This window comes from Paenibacillus rhizovicinus, assembly GCF_010365285.1.
Lineage (GTDB): Bacteria > Bacillota > Bacilli > Paenibacillales > Paenibacillaceae > Paenibacillus_Z > Paenibacillus_Z rhizovicinus.
Map to the genome: position 1 here is coordinate 2,264,112 of NZ_CP048286.1, position 15,489 is coordinate 2,279,600.

General features: G+C 53.6%; 13 protein-coding genes. 3 read left to right on the forward strand and 10 right to left on the reverse strand.

Annotation, left to right across the window (positions count from 1 at the left end):
* Window positions 1–249: 249 nt before the first annotated feature.
* The gene (locus tag GZH47_RS10260) at window positions 250–1,596 is read left to right on the forward strand and encodes a lytic polysaccharide monooxygenase (RefSeq protein WP_162640012.1); all 1,347 of its coding nucleotides are present in this window, start codon (window positions 250–252) and stop codon (window positions 1,594–1,596) included.
* Window positions 1,597–1,804: 208 nt separating this feature from the next.
* Here the strand turns inward: GZH47_RS10260 and GZH47_RS10265 are convergent, their stop codons facing one another.
* The 5 genes from GZH47_RS10265 to GZH47_RS10285 form a co-directional block, all read right to left on the reverse strand.
* The gene (locus GZH47_RS10265; protein WP_162640013.1) at window positions 1,805–2,683 is read right to left on the reverse strand and encodes a DUF6999 family protein; all 879 of its coding nucleotides are present in this window, start codon (window positions 2,681–2,683) and stop codon (window positions 1,805–1,807) included.
* Window positions 2,680–4,548, reverse strand: coding sequence for a 3-oxoacyl-[acyl-carrier-protein] synthase III C-terminal domain-containing protein (locus GZH47_RS10270; RefSeq protein WP_162640014.1), 1,869 nt, complete (start codon window positions 4,546–4,548; stop codon window positions 2,680–2,682). Before GZH47_RS10270 ends, GZH47_RS10265 begins: the two co-directional genes overlap by 4 nt.
* A gap of 737 nt (window positions 4,549–5,285) precedes the next feature.
* The gene (locus GZH47_RS10275; RefSeq protein WP_162640015.1) at window positions 5,286–6,098 is read right to left on the reverse strand and encodes a hypothetical protein; all 813 of its coding nucleotides are present in this window, start codon (window positions 6,096–6,098) and stop codon (window positions 5,286–5,288) included.
* A gap of 158 nt (window positions 6,099–6,256) precedes the next feature.
* On the reverse strand, window positions 6,257–6,775 hold the full coding sequence (locus GZH47_RS10280; RefSeq protein WP_225446429.1) for a shikimate kinase: 519 nt from the start codon (window positions 6,773–6,775) through the stop codon (window positions 6,257–6,259).
* Window positions 6,776–6,779: 4 nt separating this feature from the next.
* Window positions 6,780–7,292 (reverse strand): hypothetical protein, encoded by a 513-nt coding sequence (locus GZH47_RS10285; protein ID WP_162640017.1) that lies wholly within the window; start codon window positions 7,290–7,292, stop codon window positions 6,780–6,782.
* 228 nt (window positions 7,293–7,520) lie between these two features.
* Here GZH47_RS10285 and GZH47_RS10290 point away from each other — a divergent pair, with 228 nt between their 5' ends.
* Window positions 7,521–8,906 (forward strand): mandelate racemase/muconate lactonizing enzyme family protein, encoded by a 1,386-nt coding sequence (locus GZH47_RS10290; protein ID WP_162640018.1) that lies wholly within the window; start codon window positions 7,521–7,523, stop codon window positions 8,904–8,906.
* Window positions 8,907–9,050: 144 nt separating this feature from the next.
* On the opposite strand, the gene GZH47_RS10295 is transcribed toward GZH47_RS10290, so the two are convergent.
* The 5 genes from GZH47_RS10295 to GZH47_RS10315 form a co-directional block, all read right to left on the reverse strand.
* The gene (locus tag GZH47_RS10295) at window positions 9,051–9,707 is read right to left on the reverse strand and encodes a GntR family transcriptional regulator (protein ID WP_225446430.1); all 657 of its coding nucleotides are present in this window, start codon (window positions 9,705–9,707) and stop codon (window positions 9,051–9,053) included.
* Window positions 9,708–9,989: 282 nt separating this feature from the next.
* The gene (locus GZH47_RS10300; protein ID WP_162640020.1) at window positions 9,990–10,952 is read right to left on the reverse strand and encodes a mannonate dehydratase; all 963 of its coding nucleotides are present in this window, start codon (window positions 10,950–10,952) and stop codon (window positions 9,990–9,992) included.
* Window positions 10,953–11,043: 91 nt separating this feature from the next.
* Window positions 11,044–12,387 (reverse strand): ABC transporter substrate-binding protein, encoded by a 1,344-nt coding sequence (locus tag GZH47_RS10305; RefSeq protein ID WP_162640021.1) that lies wholly within the window; start codon window positions 12,385–12,387, stop codon window positions 11,044–11,046.
* Window positions 12,388–12,422: 35 nt separating this feature from the next.
* Window positions 12,423–13,253 (reverse strand): carbohydrate ABC transporter permease, encoded by an 831-nt coding sequence (locus GZH47_RS10310; protein ID WP_162640022.1) that lies wholly within the window; start codon window positions 13,251–13,253, stop codon window positions 12,423–12,425.
* Window positions 13,250–14,167: a carbohydrate ABC transporter permease gene (locus tag GZH47_RS10315; RefSeq protein WP_225446528.1), complete on the reverse strand. Its 918-nt coding sequence runs from the start codon at window positions 14,165–14,167 to the stop codon at window positions 13,250–13,252. The genes GZH47_RS10310 and GZH47_RS10315 overlap by 4 nt, the downstream gene beginning before the upstream one ends.
* A gap of 358 nt (window positions 14,168–14,525) precedes the next feature.
* Between GZH47_RS10315 and GZH47_RS10320 the strand changes: the two genes are divergently transcribed.
* Window positions 14,526–15,431 carry an RraA family protein gene (locus GZH47_RS10320; protein ID WP_162640024.1) on the forward strand — a complete coding sequence of 302 codons (906 nt, stop codon included), beginning with the start codon at window positions 14,526–14,528 and terminating at the stop codon, window positions 15,429–15,431.
* Window positions 15,432–15,489: the final 58 nt, after the last annotated feature.

Here is a 15,489-nt window from a genome sequence, read left to right on the forward strand (position 1 = left end):
TCGAACGAATCGTAGAATAAATAAAGAGTAATCGGACTCATTTCCTTATTTTTTACATTAATTTCTCATTAAATTTCCTTGAATTTACATTTAAATCTTAAGACTCATGAGTAACGGCCATTTCTTCTTTAGAATTAATCATATATCCGTTCTCTAGTTTTACTTGAGCGGGTGTTTCGTCATGTGCTCCGGGTATGAGCTCCGCAGGAGTTTATATATCACACACTACTAACTGGAGGTATTCGAGTTATGCATGGTTTACGTTTATCAAGGCCCGCTCCCGCAAAAACCGCTCTGATTTGCTTCCTGGTCGTGTTCGCATCCGTCGGCATGCTGTTCCAAGCCGGAAGAGCATCGGCGCACGGTTACGTGGATGGCCCCGCAAGCCGTTCCGCGCTATGCAAGTCGGGCGTTAACCAAAACTGCGGTTCGATTATTTATGAGCCTCAAAGTTTGGAAGCTCCCAAAGGCTTCCCCGCTGCCGGACCTGCAGACGGCCAAATTGCCAGCGCTGGCGGCAAGTTCCCCGAGCTTGACCAGCAATCGGCTTCACGCTGGTCCAAAGTGAACATGTCCAGCGGCACCAACGCCTTTACTTGGACGTTTACGGCCAATCATTCCACGACAGGCTGGAAGTACTATATTACGAAACAAAATTGGGATCCAAACAGCCCGCTCAGCCGGGCCTCCTTCGACTTGACGCCATTTTGCTCCATCAACTATAACGGCGCGCAGCCGACAACCGGCCACACCGATACTTGCAACGTGCCTGCGCGCAGCGGCTATCAGGTTATCCTGGCCGTGTGGGAAATCGCGGATACGGCAAATGCGTTCTATAACGTCATCGACGCGAATTTCTCCGGTACGAATCCGACGGATGCGACTGCTCCGACCGCGCCGGCTTCCCTTACAGCGAGCACCGTTGCCGCAACGAGCGCGTCGTTAACATGGGGAGCAGCGACGGACAATATTGGCGTGACGGGCTACAACGTCTATAACGGCTCCAAGCTTGTCGCGACAGTTACCGGTACCAGCTATACCGTGACTGGACTTACGGCGAGCACCGCTTATACGTTTACAGTCAAAGCCATCGATGCAGCCGGCAACGAATCCGGCGCAAGCAACAGCCTCAAATTCACAACGACGGCTCCGCCGGTCGTCGATACCGCCGCGCCGACAGCGCCGACCGGCCTTCATATCATGGGGACGCCTACCGATTCCAGCATGATGCTGATGTGGACGGCGTCCACCGACAATGTCGGCGTGAAAGACTACCAGATCTATAACGGTTCGACCCTTGTTACCACTGCTTCCGCTGCGGCGACATCCTATACGGTAACCGGGCTTGCCGCAAGCAAGACGTATTCCTTTACCGTGTACGCAATCGACGCGGCAGGCAATAAGTCGGCCGGCAGCACGATCAGCGGCACTACGGCCGCGGCTTCGGCGATTGCCGCTTGGGCAACCAATACCTACTATGCGAGAGGCACATTCGTGACCTACAACGGGCATACGTATAAATGCCTGCAAGCCCACACGTCCATCTACACGTGGACGCCGACGGCTGCTGTCTCGCTGTGGGAGCTTCAGAAGTAATCTCTCATAACGGACAAACGAGATTCATAGCTTCATTGCTCCATAGCTTCATAGCTTCATAGCTAGACACGCAAAAGCTTCCAACACCGCGCAAGGCGTGGTGTTGGAAGCTTTTTTCGCGTTTGACGACAGCACACCGTCCTCTATCGGTTTCCTTTCTTTAAGCTCCGCCGTTCGATTTGCATCCTGCCGGTCCGATCGATGATTGTCATGAAGCAGCCTGTTTGTTTTTCAACTCCACCAACAAAGCATGGAGCTGTTCCGTCGCGAGTCCGTGAAGCACGAGTCGGAATCCGGCCCGAAGCGTGGAAAGCGGGACCATCGGATGCTTATTATTGATCAAGGCCAGCCTGTCATTGCTGCCGATCACTTTGGAGGCCAGAATGCCGATCGTTTCGTCGAGCTGCAAGGAATTCGTGGCCCTCCAGAAGTCATTGTCGGTCAGAAATAGCTGATAGACCGGGGTGAAGCATTCGATCGCCGTCGTCAGATCGAGAAAATTGGTCCAGCGATCAGGCAGCTTCTCGATCGGAATGGAGCTTGAAGTAACGGCATCGAAGTTAAGCCGCTCCTGCTTGGTCACCTCGATGTTCTTCTCGCGGATCTGCGTATTCAAATGGATAACGAAATTATACAAATTGATATCATGCATGAGAAACAAATCGTCCTTCACCGGTTCCAGATTTAACGGTTTCAGCGGATTCAGCTCGACTTGAACGCCCGGAATGTTATCGCGGATAAATTGCAGTATTTCAGACCCCAGATAAAAATGCCGAAGAATCATATAATTGGCGTCTGGACTTACGAAGGTTTTCATCCCCCAGTACAAAACACGATGCAGCATTTTAGATGAAGTGAAGGCTTTCGGGAGTATGATTTTGTAGATTTGGAAGAGTATGATCAGCAGCCGGGCAATCGGCCTGAGAACCGGCAGCAGAAACTGTCTGGATTTACTCGCGCAGTCTTTCAAATATGAGGCCTTCGCTTCTTCGTTGAATGGAATGCTCTGATCCAGATAGATGGCAAGGAACGGATTAGGGTCCTGCTTATCATGCGGCATCTGATTGAAATAATCGGCTTTGCTCATAGATTCCCTAGCTCCTCTAGTTGTAAGAGATACAAGCGCGCCGTCGTTTTCGCGGTTTTAATGATCCGTTCGGCAAGCTCCATCGTCAGCATCGGATGCTGAATGCCGGCTTCCAGTCGCTCGAAATGTTTCTCGTCCGAGTCGCTGTGATAGAGCAAGAACGATACTTGATCGTCGTTCAAGCGGAGTTGATCACGGATGGCCTCGCCCCAGTACCGCGCCATACGGCAGCCAAGACCTTCAATAATCCACATCGCACCCATCAGATCGACCGGATTCTCGCGGCTTGCCCGTTGAAACAGATAAGCGGACAGCGCTTCGCTGCCGATATTCTTCTCCCCGGCCTGAATGACTGCAAGATCCCCTCCCACGGACACGTAATTGCGTTCCAGTATTTGAAAGTCGCGGTGCTCGTCGCGGGCATGGGCGATGAACATCGAGCGCAGTTCGATATGCTCGATCGCAATGTACGAGGCGGCGCGCGCGATCCACTGCGACCCGTCAATGACCTGCTGCCGTATGTTCTCCATGAGCAGCATGTAATCTTCAAGCGTGAATTTGCCGCTGTACAGTTTATGAATGATCGGTACATGAGCCAGTTTTTGCTCAAAATCAATCCATACATTAACCAGCCGCCGCACTAAGTACGCCTGCACCGAATCGGAAGAATCGAAGGCCAACGCCGGCGCTTCCGGCTGGCGCTCCATGTACGGGGCGGTCGTCCTGTTATCGCTTCCGACAACGGTTAATAGCATATAGGATGTCTGAAATCTCCCGCTCTCCGGAACCATGCACAACACTTGTTCGCCCGGCTTCAGATATCCCTCGTTGAGCAGTTCCTCCAGCATGATATAGATCGAGGCGGCCCCTGTGTTTCCTTTGGTATAGAGGTTCGTAAACCATCTGTCTTCGGGGATAGTCATCCCGCCAAGCTGCATCAGACGGAAGATCTCGTCGCGAAAATAATGGGAGGAGTAGTGGCACACCATCCAATCGATCGCCGAAGGATCCACTCTGCCTTCGTCCACGAGCTCGAAGAAACGTTTCACGCCTACTTTCGGCATTTCGTCCACAAGGCGAATGTCCTGTTTCAAATTGATAGCCCCCTCATCCGCCGCTTCGTGAATGGAGGCGTAATCCAACCAGCTCGCTTGCTTGCCATAAGTGCTATCTTTATTCATGCCGGCATACATGCAAGTGTCATACAGATTGGCGTACGATTGGTTATCGATCCACTCGATTCGGAGGGATAAGCCTTGATCGCTCGGTTGATGCTGCAGCACGGCGGCGCCTGCGCCGTCGGACAACATGAACCGAAGGAAATCCGTATCGAACGGGATCGGACGATCCATGAATTTAGCCTGCGCTTCAAAGCGGGTATGCTTGAATACGCGGCTCGGAAACTCGCTGGCACAGGAGATGGCGGCTTTCTTCTCGCCGGACTGCACTTGGAGGTAGGCATTCTTGATCGCCTGCATGCCGCTGCCGCACACGCCATGATGTGTCGCGATTTCCATGACGGGGAGGCCGGTTTCGGCATGGACCATACTGGCAAACCCGGGCACCAGCAGGTCGCCCTGGGTCGTGCCGACCGCTAGAAAGTCGACTTGGTTAACTAGATCGGCATGGTTACGCTCAAGCGCGTCGCGAATCGCGCCGGCTGCCATTTCTGCATTTGAATACAGGCTTTGCTGCTCTTTATCGATGGCATAATGGCGATATTGAATTTTGTTCTGATCCAGAATACGCCGCATCGCCTTCGAGCTTTTTCCGCCTATTCTTCCGAGGTATGCTTCCATTTCATCGTTGTCGATGGGTGAACCGGGCAGGAACTTCCCGATACTCGTGATATATACAGCATTCATCGGAATCCTCCTCTGTGGAAAATATTAGTATATGCTCTATCATCGTCAACATTGGGAGAATTTCATAGTACTAAGTTTTCCTGGTACCTTGAAGGCACGCGATTCAGGTACCAGGCAAAGTTAGTGCTTTTCGCGCACGCTGAACCAAACCGCGACCTAAACAGACTGACCGCCGGCCGCCGGCTGTTAATCCCACAAGCTTGCAGATGTTCCGGTGGTAGACGACCATACAGACGTGAATGCTACCCGGAAGACGGAGGATGTCCTTGCGGAGATGCATGCGGAGGCGGAGCAAGCATTGCGTGATCCGAAGCAGCGATTGCACGCACCCAAAGCCTAGAAGCAGGCTGCTCGAACAGGTTCAAGCAGCCTGCTTCTCAAGCCCGTACAACGGAAGGAGCTGCTCCGCACATTACCTGTAACGAACCCAGCAAGCGTTATTTGGTGGATTTTGCACCCATTTGAATTCTAACGAATCGAGCGAACCTTATTGAAGCGAGAACGAGCGATAATCGAGCAAAATGGATGCGACCGAGTCGAATAGCGTGCGTAGGATTCGTAAGAATTCCAATTAGCTTCAAAAACCAACAATAAGTTTCCTACGATTCCTTAGAGCTTAAGGCCTTCCCCATTTGAACAAAAACCGCCAACCGTGCCCGGCACGATTGGCGGTTTTCTTATGAAGCGTTCCCACGACAAACATGACGATCGGTCAGCCAGCCCCATGTGCAGCCGCCTCATTGAAAGCTTCGGCTGCAAGCCGAACAGCTGCAGCTCGCTGGATGGCCGGACAACCCCGGATTCCTCTCTTGGCGCTGCACTTGTAATATAACTTTCCGCTGCTCCGGCCTTCCCTCCGGCCGTTGCGCGTGCCACTCCGCTTTCTGTTTCACCTGCTGCTGCGCTTGCGGGCTGTGCTCCTGCCACCCCGCTTTACGCTCCATCTGGCGTTGCTCTTGCCTTCCCTCATGCCGCTGCTCTCGCCACTGCCCTTGACGTTCCGCTTCCCGTTCCACGGGGCGTTGCTCTTGCCTTCCCTCATGCCGTTGCTCTCGCCACTGCCCTTGACGTTCCGCTTCCCGTTCCACCGGGCGCTCCGGCCTTCCCTCCGGGCGCTGTTCTCCCCACTCCTCTTGCCGCGGCCCTTTCCACTCCTCTTGCCGCTTTTCCTGCGCTTTCAACATGGCCAGAAGCGCTTCCTGCTCCTTCATCTGCGCAGCGATGTCATAATAAATGTCGCTGAGCTGCGGCGGCGAAGCTTCGTGATCGTACACGCCTGGAAATGGGCGCAACGCTTTACTTGCCGGCCCGCCCCTGCTGCGGCGAGCACGCGTACGAGTCCGCGACTTGCGAAACCCGGGGCGGATGGCCGCCGCCTCGCGTTTCAGAACGAAGCGGAGCAGCAGCGCCGAGACAAGCATGAGCGTCCCCGATTTCCATGACGACGTGAATCCGAGCACGAGCAGCGCGAACACGATCGCTGGATAAATGAACACCAACAAGAACAGCTCGATCGTGAATTTGGTCAGGAATAATTTGAAGCGTCCCATGCGCAACACCCCTGCACCTGTTGTTACTCCACTATATGCGCGCAGAGGTTATCCCTATTTTGAGGAATCGGTGACGGCGAGGAAGCGCTATCGATCCAACTCACGAATAGGAAAAACAACCCAAAATAGCCCTTGCGCCTATCCTAAGAACCTAAGCATCACAGCAGCTCTACGATCTCACGAACGCACTGTTCGATCTCCTTCTTCGCGCAATCGATCGTCACATCGCTATACTGCCTGTACAGAGGGACCCTTTCCTCGTAAACGTCCTGCAGCGTATGGCCGTTCTTCATGACAATACCCCGGGTTGCGACGTTGCCGAGACGCCTCATAATTTCTTCATAAGAAACATGCAAGTACACGATCTGCCCGCCCTGCCGTAGGGCATGCATCGCTTTCTCGGAATAGATCACGCTTCCGCCCGTGGCTATGATACAATCGTTCACCTGCAATGCCGACACGACCGACTCTTCAACGGCCATGAAGGCTTCGATGCCGTCCTGATCGATGATTGCTTGCAGCAGCCTGCCTTCCTGCTGTTGGATCACGAGATCCGTATCCACGAAATCCATGCCTAATGCTTTGGCAAGCAGCACGCCCAGCGTGCTTTTGCCCGCTCCGGACATTCCGACAAGCACGATATTCCGCTTCTTCTTCGCACCCTTCTCGACAATCATTGCTTCAGCTCCCTCCATATTTCTTGAGCCACTGCGTTCTCCACGCGTCATAACTTAATCCAGTGACTTCCTCCAGCGTCTCGCCTGCGAATGAATAGACGGATCCGAACATTTGCGCATCCGGGGCCGCAAAAGCCCCGATTACGTCTCCTTCGCAGACCATGACGAATACGCTGGTATTGACTTTATAGATCTTTTCCAAGGGATGATTCGAGACGACGAAGCCATAGACCGTGATCTCTTTGCCAAAATACGTATCCGGCTCTTCCGTTTGCACGCCCCATATTTGTTGAACCTTGAGCGCGTCCAGGCCGAGCGAGTCCGTGCCGCCGATCAGTTTGCTTTTGTCTAACGTGAAGCTGTCAACCTTGCCCTTGCTCGCAGTCACTTTATAATCGTGCGCCTTTACGTATTGCTCGGCGGTTTGCTCGTCGCCAGGGCTACTGGCAGCTTGGCTGCATCCAACGAGCAGTTGAAGCAGAATACCGAGCACAATCGCGAATCTAACCCCTCTCATTAAATGTCCCCCGCTATGTAGAAAATGGCACTAAATTCATTAGACGAATGCCAGTAATCGAAGTTGCGCTCGCCTATCTTTTTGGCCGTGAATGCGTTCGACTCCCCTCCCCGCAATCTTTCAAAGAAATCAAACAAAATCATAACTTTACAGCCTCCCGCTCCTTGGCCCGGTTCACTAAGATTAAGTAGGAAAGCGGTACCAACCTATTAGGGAGGAATATAAGCCATGCAGGAACAAACCTATGAAGAAACGCTAGCCCACGTATCGACCCATTCGAATCCGTCGGAGCTGCGCATCACAGATATTCGTTTCACCGACATCGTCGGCGCTCCGTTCCACAGCAGCTTGATCAAAGTGTATACCAACCAGGGATTGGTCGGCTTCGGCGAAGTGCGAGACGGCGCTGACAAAGTGTATGCGCAGCTTGCCAAGAGCCGGCTGCTAGGCGAGAATCCATGCAGCATCGACAAACTGTTTCGCCGCATCAAACAATTCGGCGGCCATTCCCGTCAAGGCGGCGGCGTAAGCGGACTTGAGATCGCACTGTGGGATTTGGCCGGCAAGGCGTACGGCGTTCCGATCTATCAAATGCTGGGCGGCAAGTTCCGCGATAAAATCCGCATGTACTGCGACACGGAGGTCTCCGGCAAAGATACGGGCACAGCCATGGGAGAAGCGCTGAAGAAACGCATGGATGCCGGGTTTACGTTCCTCAAGATGGACCTTGGCATCGGGCAGCTGATCAATACGCCCGGGACCCTCAGCGCTCCGCTCGGCTTCCTTGAAGAAATGCAGGAGAAATCCAGGAACCGCTACAAGCAGAATTTCGACGGCATGACCGCCGACCAAATTCGGGACGTTAGCAACCGTCATTACGACATTTACAATATCCCGCATCCATTCACGGGCATCCACGTGACAGAGGCAGGTCTGGATGTACTGGAACAATACGTAGCGGACGTTCGCGCCGTAATCGGCTATCAGGTGCCGCTCGCCATCGATCACTTCGGCCATATCGGCCTTGAAGATTGCATCAAGCTTGGCCGCCGCATCGATAAATTCAATCTGGCCTGGATGGAAGATATGATTCCATGGCAGTACACGGAGCAATATGCGAGATTGTCGCGCGCGGTGACGACGCCGATCTGTACGGGCGAAGATATCTATCTGAAGGAAAACTTCCTGCCGCTTCTCCAAGCCGGCGGCGTCTCCGTCATTCACCCCGATGTCTTGACGACGGGCGGCATTCTGGAAACGAAGAAAATCGGCGATATGGCGCAGGATTACGGCGTCTCGATGGCCATCCATATGGCGGAAAGCCCGATCGCCTGCCTGGCGGCCGCACATGTTGCAGCAGCTACGGAGAACTTCCTCGCGCTCGAATATCACTCCTGCGAAGTCGAGTGGTGGGATGATATCGTCATTGGTGCCAAACTGCCGCAGAAACTGGTGCAGAACGGGTTCATCACCATGACGGACGCGCCTGGACTAGGCATCGACGACCTGAACGACGAAGTGCTCGCGCAGCATCTGCATCCCGATATTCCGGGCCTATGGGAGTCGACAGACAATTGGAATAAACATCATTCCAACGACCGGCTTTGGAGCTAGATTCTAATCATGATGTAATGCTCGTCCGCAGCCTGAATACCTGAACAACACCTGAACAACAAGTAGAAGGACCCTGGATAGCGAATTCACCGCTGCCAGAGTCCTTCTTGTTTGTTATGCGTGTTTTGTTATCCATGCTCTTCGCTAATCAAGATCGATATTCCTGTAGGCCTGCATGTGTTCGATAAACGCAGCCTCCGCCGCGTCCGCGTCGCCCGAACGGAGCGTATCGACGAGATGAAGATGCCGTTCGGCCAGCACATTGTTCGCGTGGATGTCGTCGAAGCTCGCCATGAACCGCATGACCTTGGTTTGCATGTGATTCCACAGTTCCAAGACGGCTTGATTATCGCATCGTTCGTAGAAGAAAGCGTGGAACGCCATATCCAATTCCAAGGTGCGCAGCATCTCGTTGCGCTTGTTGGCGGTTTCCATCTCGTCGATGAGGCAATGAAGATAGTCATAATCTTCCTCCGTCAACAACGGCATGGATTGCCGGATGGCGAACCCTTCGATAATCTTGCGCAGGACGAAGATATCCTTGATTTCTTTGGCCGTGATCGTGGATACGACCGAGCCTTTGTTCGGAATGCCGGTAATCAAGCCTTCCTGCTTCAACCGCTCCAAGGCCTCGCGTACGGGCGCTTGGCTGATTTGATATTTCCCCGCAATCTCGGTGACGATTAACCGGGTGCCCGGCTGGAGAATCAGCGCGAGAATGTCCTTCTTCAAACCCGCATAAACATGCTCACTGATTGAATTGTTGGGATACTCCACCTGACTGCTGCTAATGGTGCTCACTGCTCCCTTGAACATTATCGATAAATGTTGTGTGTAGTTTATTATAGAGGTAGTTGAAAACGGATACAATTGATCCCGTTGCAATTTATGAATGTCATTATCGAATTGGCATCAACCGCTTCAATCGCCGTTTCTTCGCCGTTATCCGCTGACTTTACGAAATGTATATGATGTACATCGCATTCCTGCCCAAAATGCAAAAGCGGCTGTACAGGTTTAGGACCTGCACAACCGCTTTCTTGGTTTAAACAATTCCTCTGGGGATTGTCGCTCGGCAACGTTCTACACGGCCGAAGCAGCTTCGATCAATCCGTTAATATAGCCAATGCCATAGAGCCTGCCGAGCAGCTCGTAGCCCGGATTGTCATTGTTCTCGCCGGCCATCGTCGGAACGTGGTCCGGTCTTGCAGGTCCGGCGTATCCGACTTCGAAATAGGTTTTCATCGCTTCCAGCATGTTCGTTTTACCGTCATCGTGGAAGGTTTCTTCGAACTTCTCCGGCGTTCCCTTCACGTCGCGGAAGTGGACGAAGAACAGCTTGTCCTGCTTGGCGAAATCGCGGATGACCGTCGGAATATCGTCGCCGGCCGTTGCCAGCGTTCCTTGGCACAGCGTGATGCCGTTATAGGCGCTAGGCACCAAATCAATCGCGCGCTGCAGCGCGGCCGCGCTGCGCAGAATGCGGGAGACGCCGCGAATCGGCGTGATCGGCGGGTCGTCCGGGTGAAGCGCAAGCCTCACCTTGGCCTCCTCGGCAACAGGCACGATCCGTTCCATGAAATACTGAAGATTCTCCCACAATTGTTCTTCCGTTACGATCCCCGCCTCCGTCAGAGGCGCGTCTTTCATAAGGCTATGATCGTAGCTGGATACCAGCGCCCCGCCGCGCGTGTTCGTCGTCGTGGACGTGCGGAACCAGTTGAACTGTGCCATGAAATTGTAGCAGAGCACCGGGATTCCGGCCGCTCCCATGTTGATCAGGAACTTCTGGAAGACCTCGATTTCTTCATCGCGGCCTGCCGTGCCAAGCTTGATATGGTTGCTCGGAGGCATAGATTCGATGACGGACAACGTAAGACCATGGTCCGCGTACCGCTGCTTCATCCGGATCAGCGGCATTAGATCCCAAGGCTTCTCGGTTTTCTCTTCCCAAGGAAGACCTCCAACGGCGTAATTAACGTTCATTTGCTTCGCGAGCTGCCACAATTGGGTTGGTTGGGAAGAGAAAAATTCCGCAAGCTGCATAGCTGATTGGCTCCTCTCGTTGGTAGTATGGGGGACGCGCTTAAGCGGCCCCCGTTCCATTAATCATGCGTTCATCGGTGATTGCAGTGTCTTAGGATCCGGATGCGGCCTTAGCTGCCAGGTCCATGCCCATTTTATTGATTTTGTCGTAAGCTTTCTCGATGGATCCTTGTCCGTACGCGACGGCCGTCATCTCTTTCAGATACGTGTCCACCCATTCGGAGTAACCTGCCGCGGCCGAATAGAAAGGCAGCGCCTTCTCGACCGACTGGTCATAAATTTCTTTGCCCAGCTTGTCTTTATCCGTCAACGTCGGTTCGAGTTCTTTGTAAATTTCCGGATTGATCGGAATACCGCGCGTCAGACCGAGCGTCTTGCCGGCTTCCTTGTCCGTAATGAACCATTTCAGGAAATTCTTCGCGTCTTCCGGATGCTTGGAGTTCGCGCTGACGCTCAGGAAGATGGTCGATTGCGCCCAGCCGCCGCCCGCAGGACCCGTCGGCTCGTTCACGACGCCTACTTTACCAGGCATCAACTGCTCCAGCGCGCTTACCGAACCCGTCGTCGCGCCGCGGGTCATGACCACGCCGGATGCCATCGGATCGGCTTGCGGGTCGTTCTCCAGGAACGCCGCACCTTTCTCGGCCGGCGGAACGATCTTGGATTTGCGGAACTCTTCGTACGTCTTATAGTAGGTCATGAACAAATCCTTGTCGAGGTAGAACTTCTTGCCGCCGTCGGACATGACCGGCTCTTTGCCCATCGACGTCTGATACAAGTTGAAGCCGCCCCAATCCGTCGAGTCGCCGATCGGATATTTGCCCTCCGGCAGCTTCGCGCGGGCATCTCTCGCCCATTGGAAGTATTCGTCGTACGTCCAGTTCTTCTGCGGAAGCGGAATGCCGTATTGCTCCAGCTCCGGTTTGTTGAACGCAATGCCCTGCGCGTTCTGACTGAGCGGAATGCCGTACAGTTTACCGCCGATTTTCAAGTTCTCGATGACGTTCGGATCCACGATTCCGCTGAGGTCGATATCGGACAGGTCTTCCAGCTGTCCGCGGGCGACATACTCCTGGATATAAGCGGCATCCATTTGCAGGATATCCGGAATCGTCTTGGAAGCCGCGAGCGTCGGAAGCTTCTGCCAATAAGCATCCCAGGCCATGTATTCCGGCTTGAAGGTTACGTTCGCATGCTGCTGCGTATAGAGCTCCAGTGCTTTCTTGGTCGCTTCATGGCGCTCGTCCGCTCCCCACCACATCATGCCTAGCGTAACGTTCTCCGCCTTCGTCTCGCCGCCCTTGTTGCTGTTGCCGGCGTTCGCAGCGTTTGCGGCGTTATCGCCGTTGCTGCCTCCATTGTTGCCGCAAGCTGTCGCCGCGAGCATCAAGGACAAACCTAGCACTGGAACAATTGCGCGTTTTTTTCTACTCATTCTCGTAATCCCCTCTCTTTTTTTCGAACGTAAAGTTATCCTTTTAAACCTGTCGTAGCTATCCCCTCGACGAAATACTTCTGCGCGAACAAAAAGATGATGGCCGAAGGCATAATGGACAGCAATGACATCGCGAGCAGCTGGCCCCATTTAATATCGAACTGGTCGATAAACATGCGCAGCGCAAGGCCTACGGTAAACTTGCTGACGGAACTGATGTACAGCACTTGGGCGAAGAAATCGTCCCAGCTCCAGATGAACGTAAAGATGGCAACCGTGACAAGCGCGGGCTTGATCAGCGGGAGAATAATGCGGAAGAAGATACCGTACACGGATGTGCCGTCGATCTTGGCCGCTTCGTCCAAATCGCGCGGGATGCCGCGGATGAACTGGACGAGCAGGAAGATGAAGAAGGCTCCGCCGCCGAAGAAGTGAGGCAGCACCAGCGGAATGTAGCTGTCGACCCAGCCGAGCTTGTTGAAAAGAATATACTGGGGCACCACGGTTACCTGACCCGGAAGCATCATCGTCAGCAGCAGGATCGAGAACCAGAAGCCGCGAAGCTTGAAATTGAGCCGGCCGAAGCCGTAGGCCACGATCGCTGCCGTCAGCACGCCGCCGGTTACGTTGCCAAGCTCCATCAGAAGCGAGTTGCCGAAGAAGTGGGCAAAGGTGTATTGGTCGGAGAAATTCCAGCCGCTGCTGTAATTCGACCACATCGGCGTAGAAGGCCAAATCGTCGGCAACCCAAGCTCCGAGGTCTTCTTCAAGGAAGCGCCGATCCACCAAATCACCGGATAAAGCATTAAGAGGGAGAAGAGAGTTAGTAACAGATGGTTGGACCATTTGAATCGCATCGTATTCATTTGGCTTTCCCCCCGTCCGTTTCGTAGAATACCCAGTAGCGCGAGGCCACGAAATTAAGCAAGGTCAGCAAGGCGACGATAACGAGCAGAATCCAAGCCAGCGCGGAAGCGTATCCCATTTGGTAATGCTTGAACGCTTTCTCGTAGAGGAACATCGCATACATGTAAGTGGAGTTGATCGGACCGCCCTTGGTAATGATGAAGGCCGAGGTGAAGGTCTGGAACGAGCCGATTATGCCGAGCACCAGGTTGAAGAACATAACCGGCGAGAGCATCGGCAGCGTAATGCTGATGAATTTGCGGACGCGTCCTGCGCCGTCGACCGATGCCGACTCGTACAGCTCTTGAGGAACTTGCTTGAGTCCGGCCAGGAAGATGACCATCGTCGAGCCGAACTGCCACGTATTGAGCAGGATCAGCGTCCCGAGCGACGTATGCGGATTCGTGATCCAGCCTACGCCTTCGATGCCGAACCAGGACAGCACCTGGTTGACGTAACCGTCTAGACCGAACATGTTCCGCCATAGCGCGGCTACTGCGATGCTGCCGCCGATCAGGGAGGGGAAGTAGATCGCCGTGCGGTAGATGTTCATTCCGCGGACGTTCTTGTTCAGCGCCATCGCAACCATCAGCGAGAAGAACAGCTTTAACGGAACCGAGACTAATACGAAGATGAACGTTACGCTCAGCGATTTGGTAAAGGTCGTGTCATTGGTGAAGATATTGTGGTAATTGCTTGTTCCCGTCCAAACCGGAGCATCCAGCAACGAATAATCCGTGAAGGATAAGTAGAAGGACTGTGCGACGGGCCATAATGTCAAGCAAAGAAATCCGATCAGCCACGGGGCGATGAAGACATAGCCGGCTAAATTGGTTTCTCCCTTGTTTCTTCGCAGTTTGCGGGAAACTTTCACCGTCTCTGCGCGGGGTGCTTGGGACAACGATTCAGAAGCCACCCATGAATCTCCTCCTCTAAACGCTTAGATGTTCGCTGTGCTTTTGCACTTCTCCACTTTATCGAAAGCGGTTACACGTGAGAAGGCGACGAAATTATGAATTTGTTTGTTTATTTTAACGATCCTATTTTTGCTGGAAACGGATCCCAGACCTTCTCCGGATAGGGTGAAATAATTATGCGTTCAACGACGAATGCCTTAAGAATGTCGCATAGACAAAAGCACGAATGTCCCTAACAATAGACTCGAGAGCCGGCGGCAACCGACCGTTGAACGCCGCACACTACACCAACTTGTCCGAAAGAGGTGCTCCAAAATGAAATTTGATAATCCCGAAGATATCGTCCAGTTAACCGCGCAATGGGAAGGCGAACGGTTCGAGAACGGCCGTCCGAAAGTATCCGACGACGTGCTTCGCCGCATGCGGAAAATCACCTTGGAGGAAGCTTGGGGCCCGCTCTGGAATAGAGGCTACGCGTTTCAATTTGAAGGCGATTTCAAAATCATTCATCCCGATAAAATCATGGTCGGCCGTGCGGTAACGGCTGTCCTGGTTCCGAAACGCCCCGATCTGCATGAAACGCTGCTGAAATACGGCCACGAACAGGAAGGCCGCAAAGGCTTCTTCAACCAATGGGTCATTGATTCGCTCGTGGAAGACGACGTCGCGGTCGTCGACATGTTCGATAAGGTCCATCTGGGCACCTATGTAGGGGGCAACCTCTCCACTGCGATTTCGACCCGTACGAAACGGGGAGGCGCGGTCATCTGGGGCGGTATTCGCGATAATCAGCAAGTCGTCGAAATCGACAATATCAACGTCTACTACCGTGGGAGCGACCCTACGGCCATCGCGGACGTCACCATGGTCGGCATGAATGTTCCGACGCGCATCGGCAAGGCGATTTGCCTGCCGGGCGACGTTGTCCTCGGCACCCCGTCCGGCGTCATCTTCATTCCGCCTCATCTCGCGGAAATCACGGTCGTGCAAGCGGAGAAATCCCAAGTTCGCGACATCTTCGGCTTCGTCCGCCTCAAGGAAGGCGTCTACTCCACCGCCCAGATCGATGCCGGCTGGAATACGGCGCTCTGGACCGACTTTGTCAACTGGTTCAACTCCGACCCGGCTGCGAAAGAATATCGTCATTTAACTTGGGAGGAAGAGCTCAAGGACGCGGTGAAATACGACGAGGACGATCAGAAGCATGATGTCCGGCTGTAGAAGGCTTGCCTGAACGAACACCTGAACGAGAAGAAGGACCCTGGATGAACGGAATAGC

Coding starts and splice junctions, on each gene's coding strand:
- GZH47_RS10275 (WP_162640015.1), bottom strand. CDS start 6,098: ATGGGACGCTTCAAATTATTCCTGACCAAATTCACGATCGAGCTGTTC.
- GZH47_RS10305 (WP_162640021.1), bottom strand. CDS start 12,387: ATGAGTAGAAAAAAACGCGCAATTGTTCCAGTGCTAGGTTTGTCCTTG.
- GZH47_RS10285 (WP_162640017.1), bottom strand. CDS start 7,292: ATGAGAGGGGTTAGATTCGCGATTGTGCTCGGTATTCTGCTTCAACTG.
- GZH47_RS10270 (WP_162640014.1), bottom strand. CDS start 4,548: ATGAATGCTGTATATATCACGAGTATCGGGAAGTTCCTGCCCGGTTCA.
- GZH47_RS10310 (WP_162640022.1), bottom strand. CDS start 13,253: ATGAATACGATGCGATTCAAATGGTCCAACCATCTGTTACTAACTCTC.
- GZH47_RS10280 (WP_225446429.1), bottom strand. CDS start 6,775: ATGATTGTCGAGAAGGGTGCGAAGAAGAAGCGGAATATCGTGCTTGTC.
- GZH47_RS10320 (WP_162640024.1), top strand. CDS start 14,526: ATGAAATTTGATAATCCCGAAGATATCGTCCAGTTAACCGCGCAATGG.
- GZH47_RS10290 (WP_162640018.1), top strand. CDS start 7,521: ATGCAGGAACAAACCTATGAAGAAACGCTAGCCCACGTATCGACCCAT.
- GZH47_RS10260 (WP_162640012.1), top strand. CDS start 250: ATGCATGGTTTACGTTTATCAAGGCCCGCTCCCGCAAAAACCGCTCTG.
- GZH47_RS10300 (WP_162640020.1), bottom strand. CDS start 10,952: ATGCAGCTTGCGGAATTTTTCTCTTCCCAACCAACCCAATTGTGGCAG.
- GZH47_RS10265 (WP_162640013.1), bottom strand. CDS start 2,683: ATGAGCAAAGCCGATTATTTCAATCAGATGCCGCATGATAAGCAGGAC.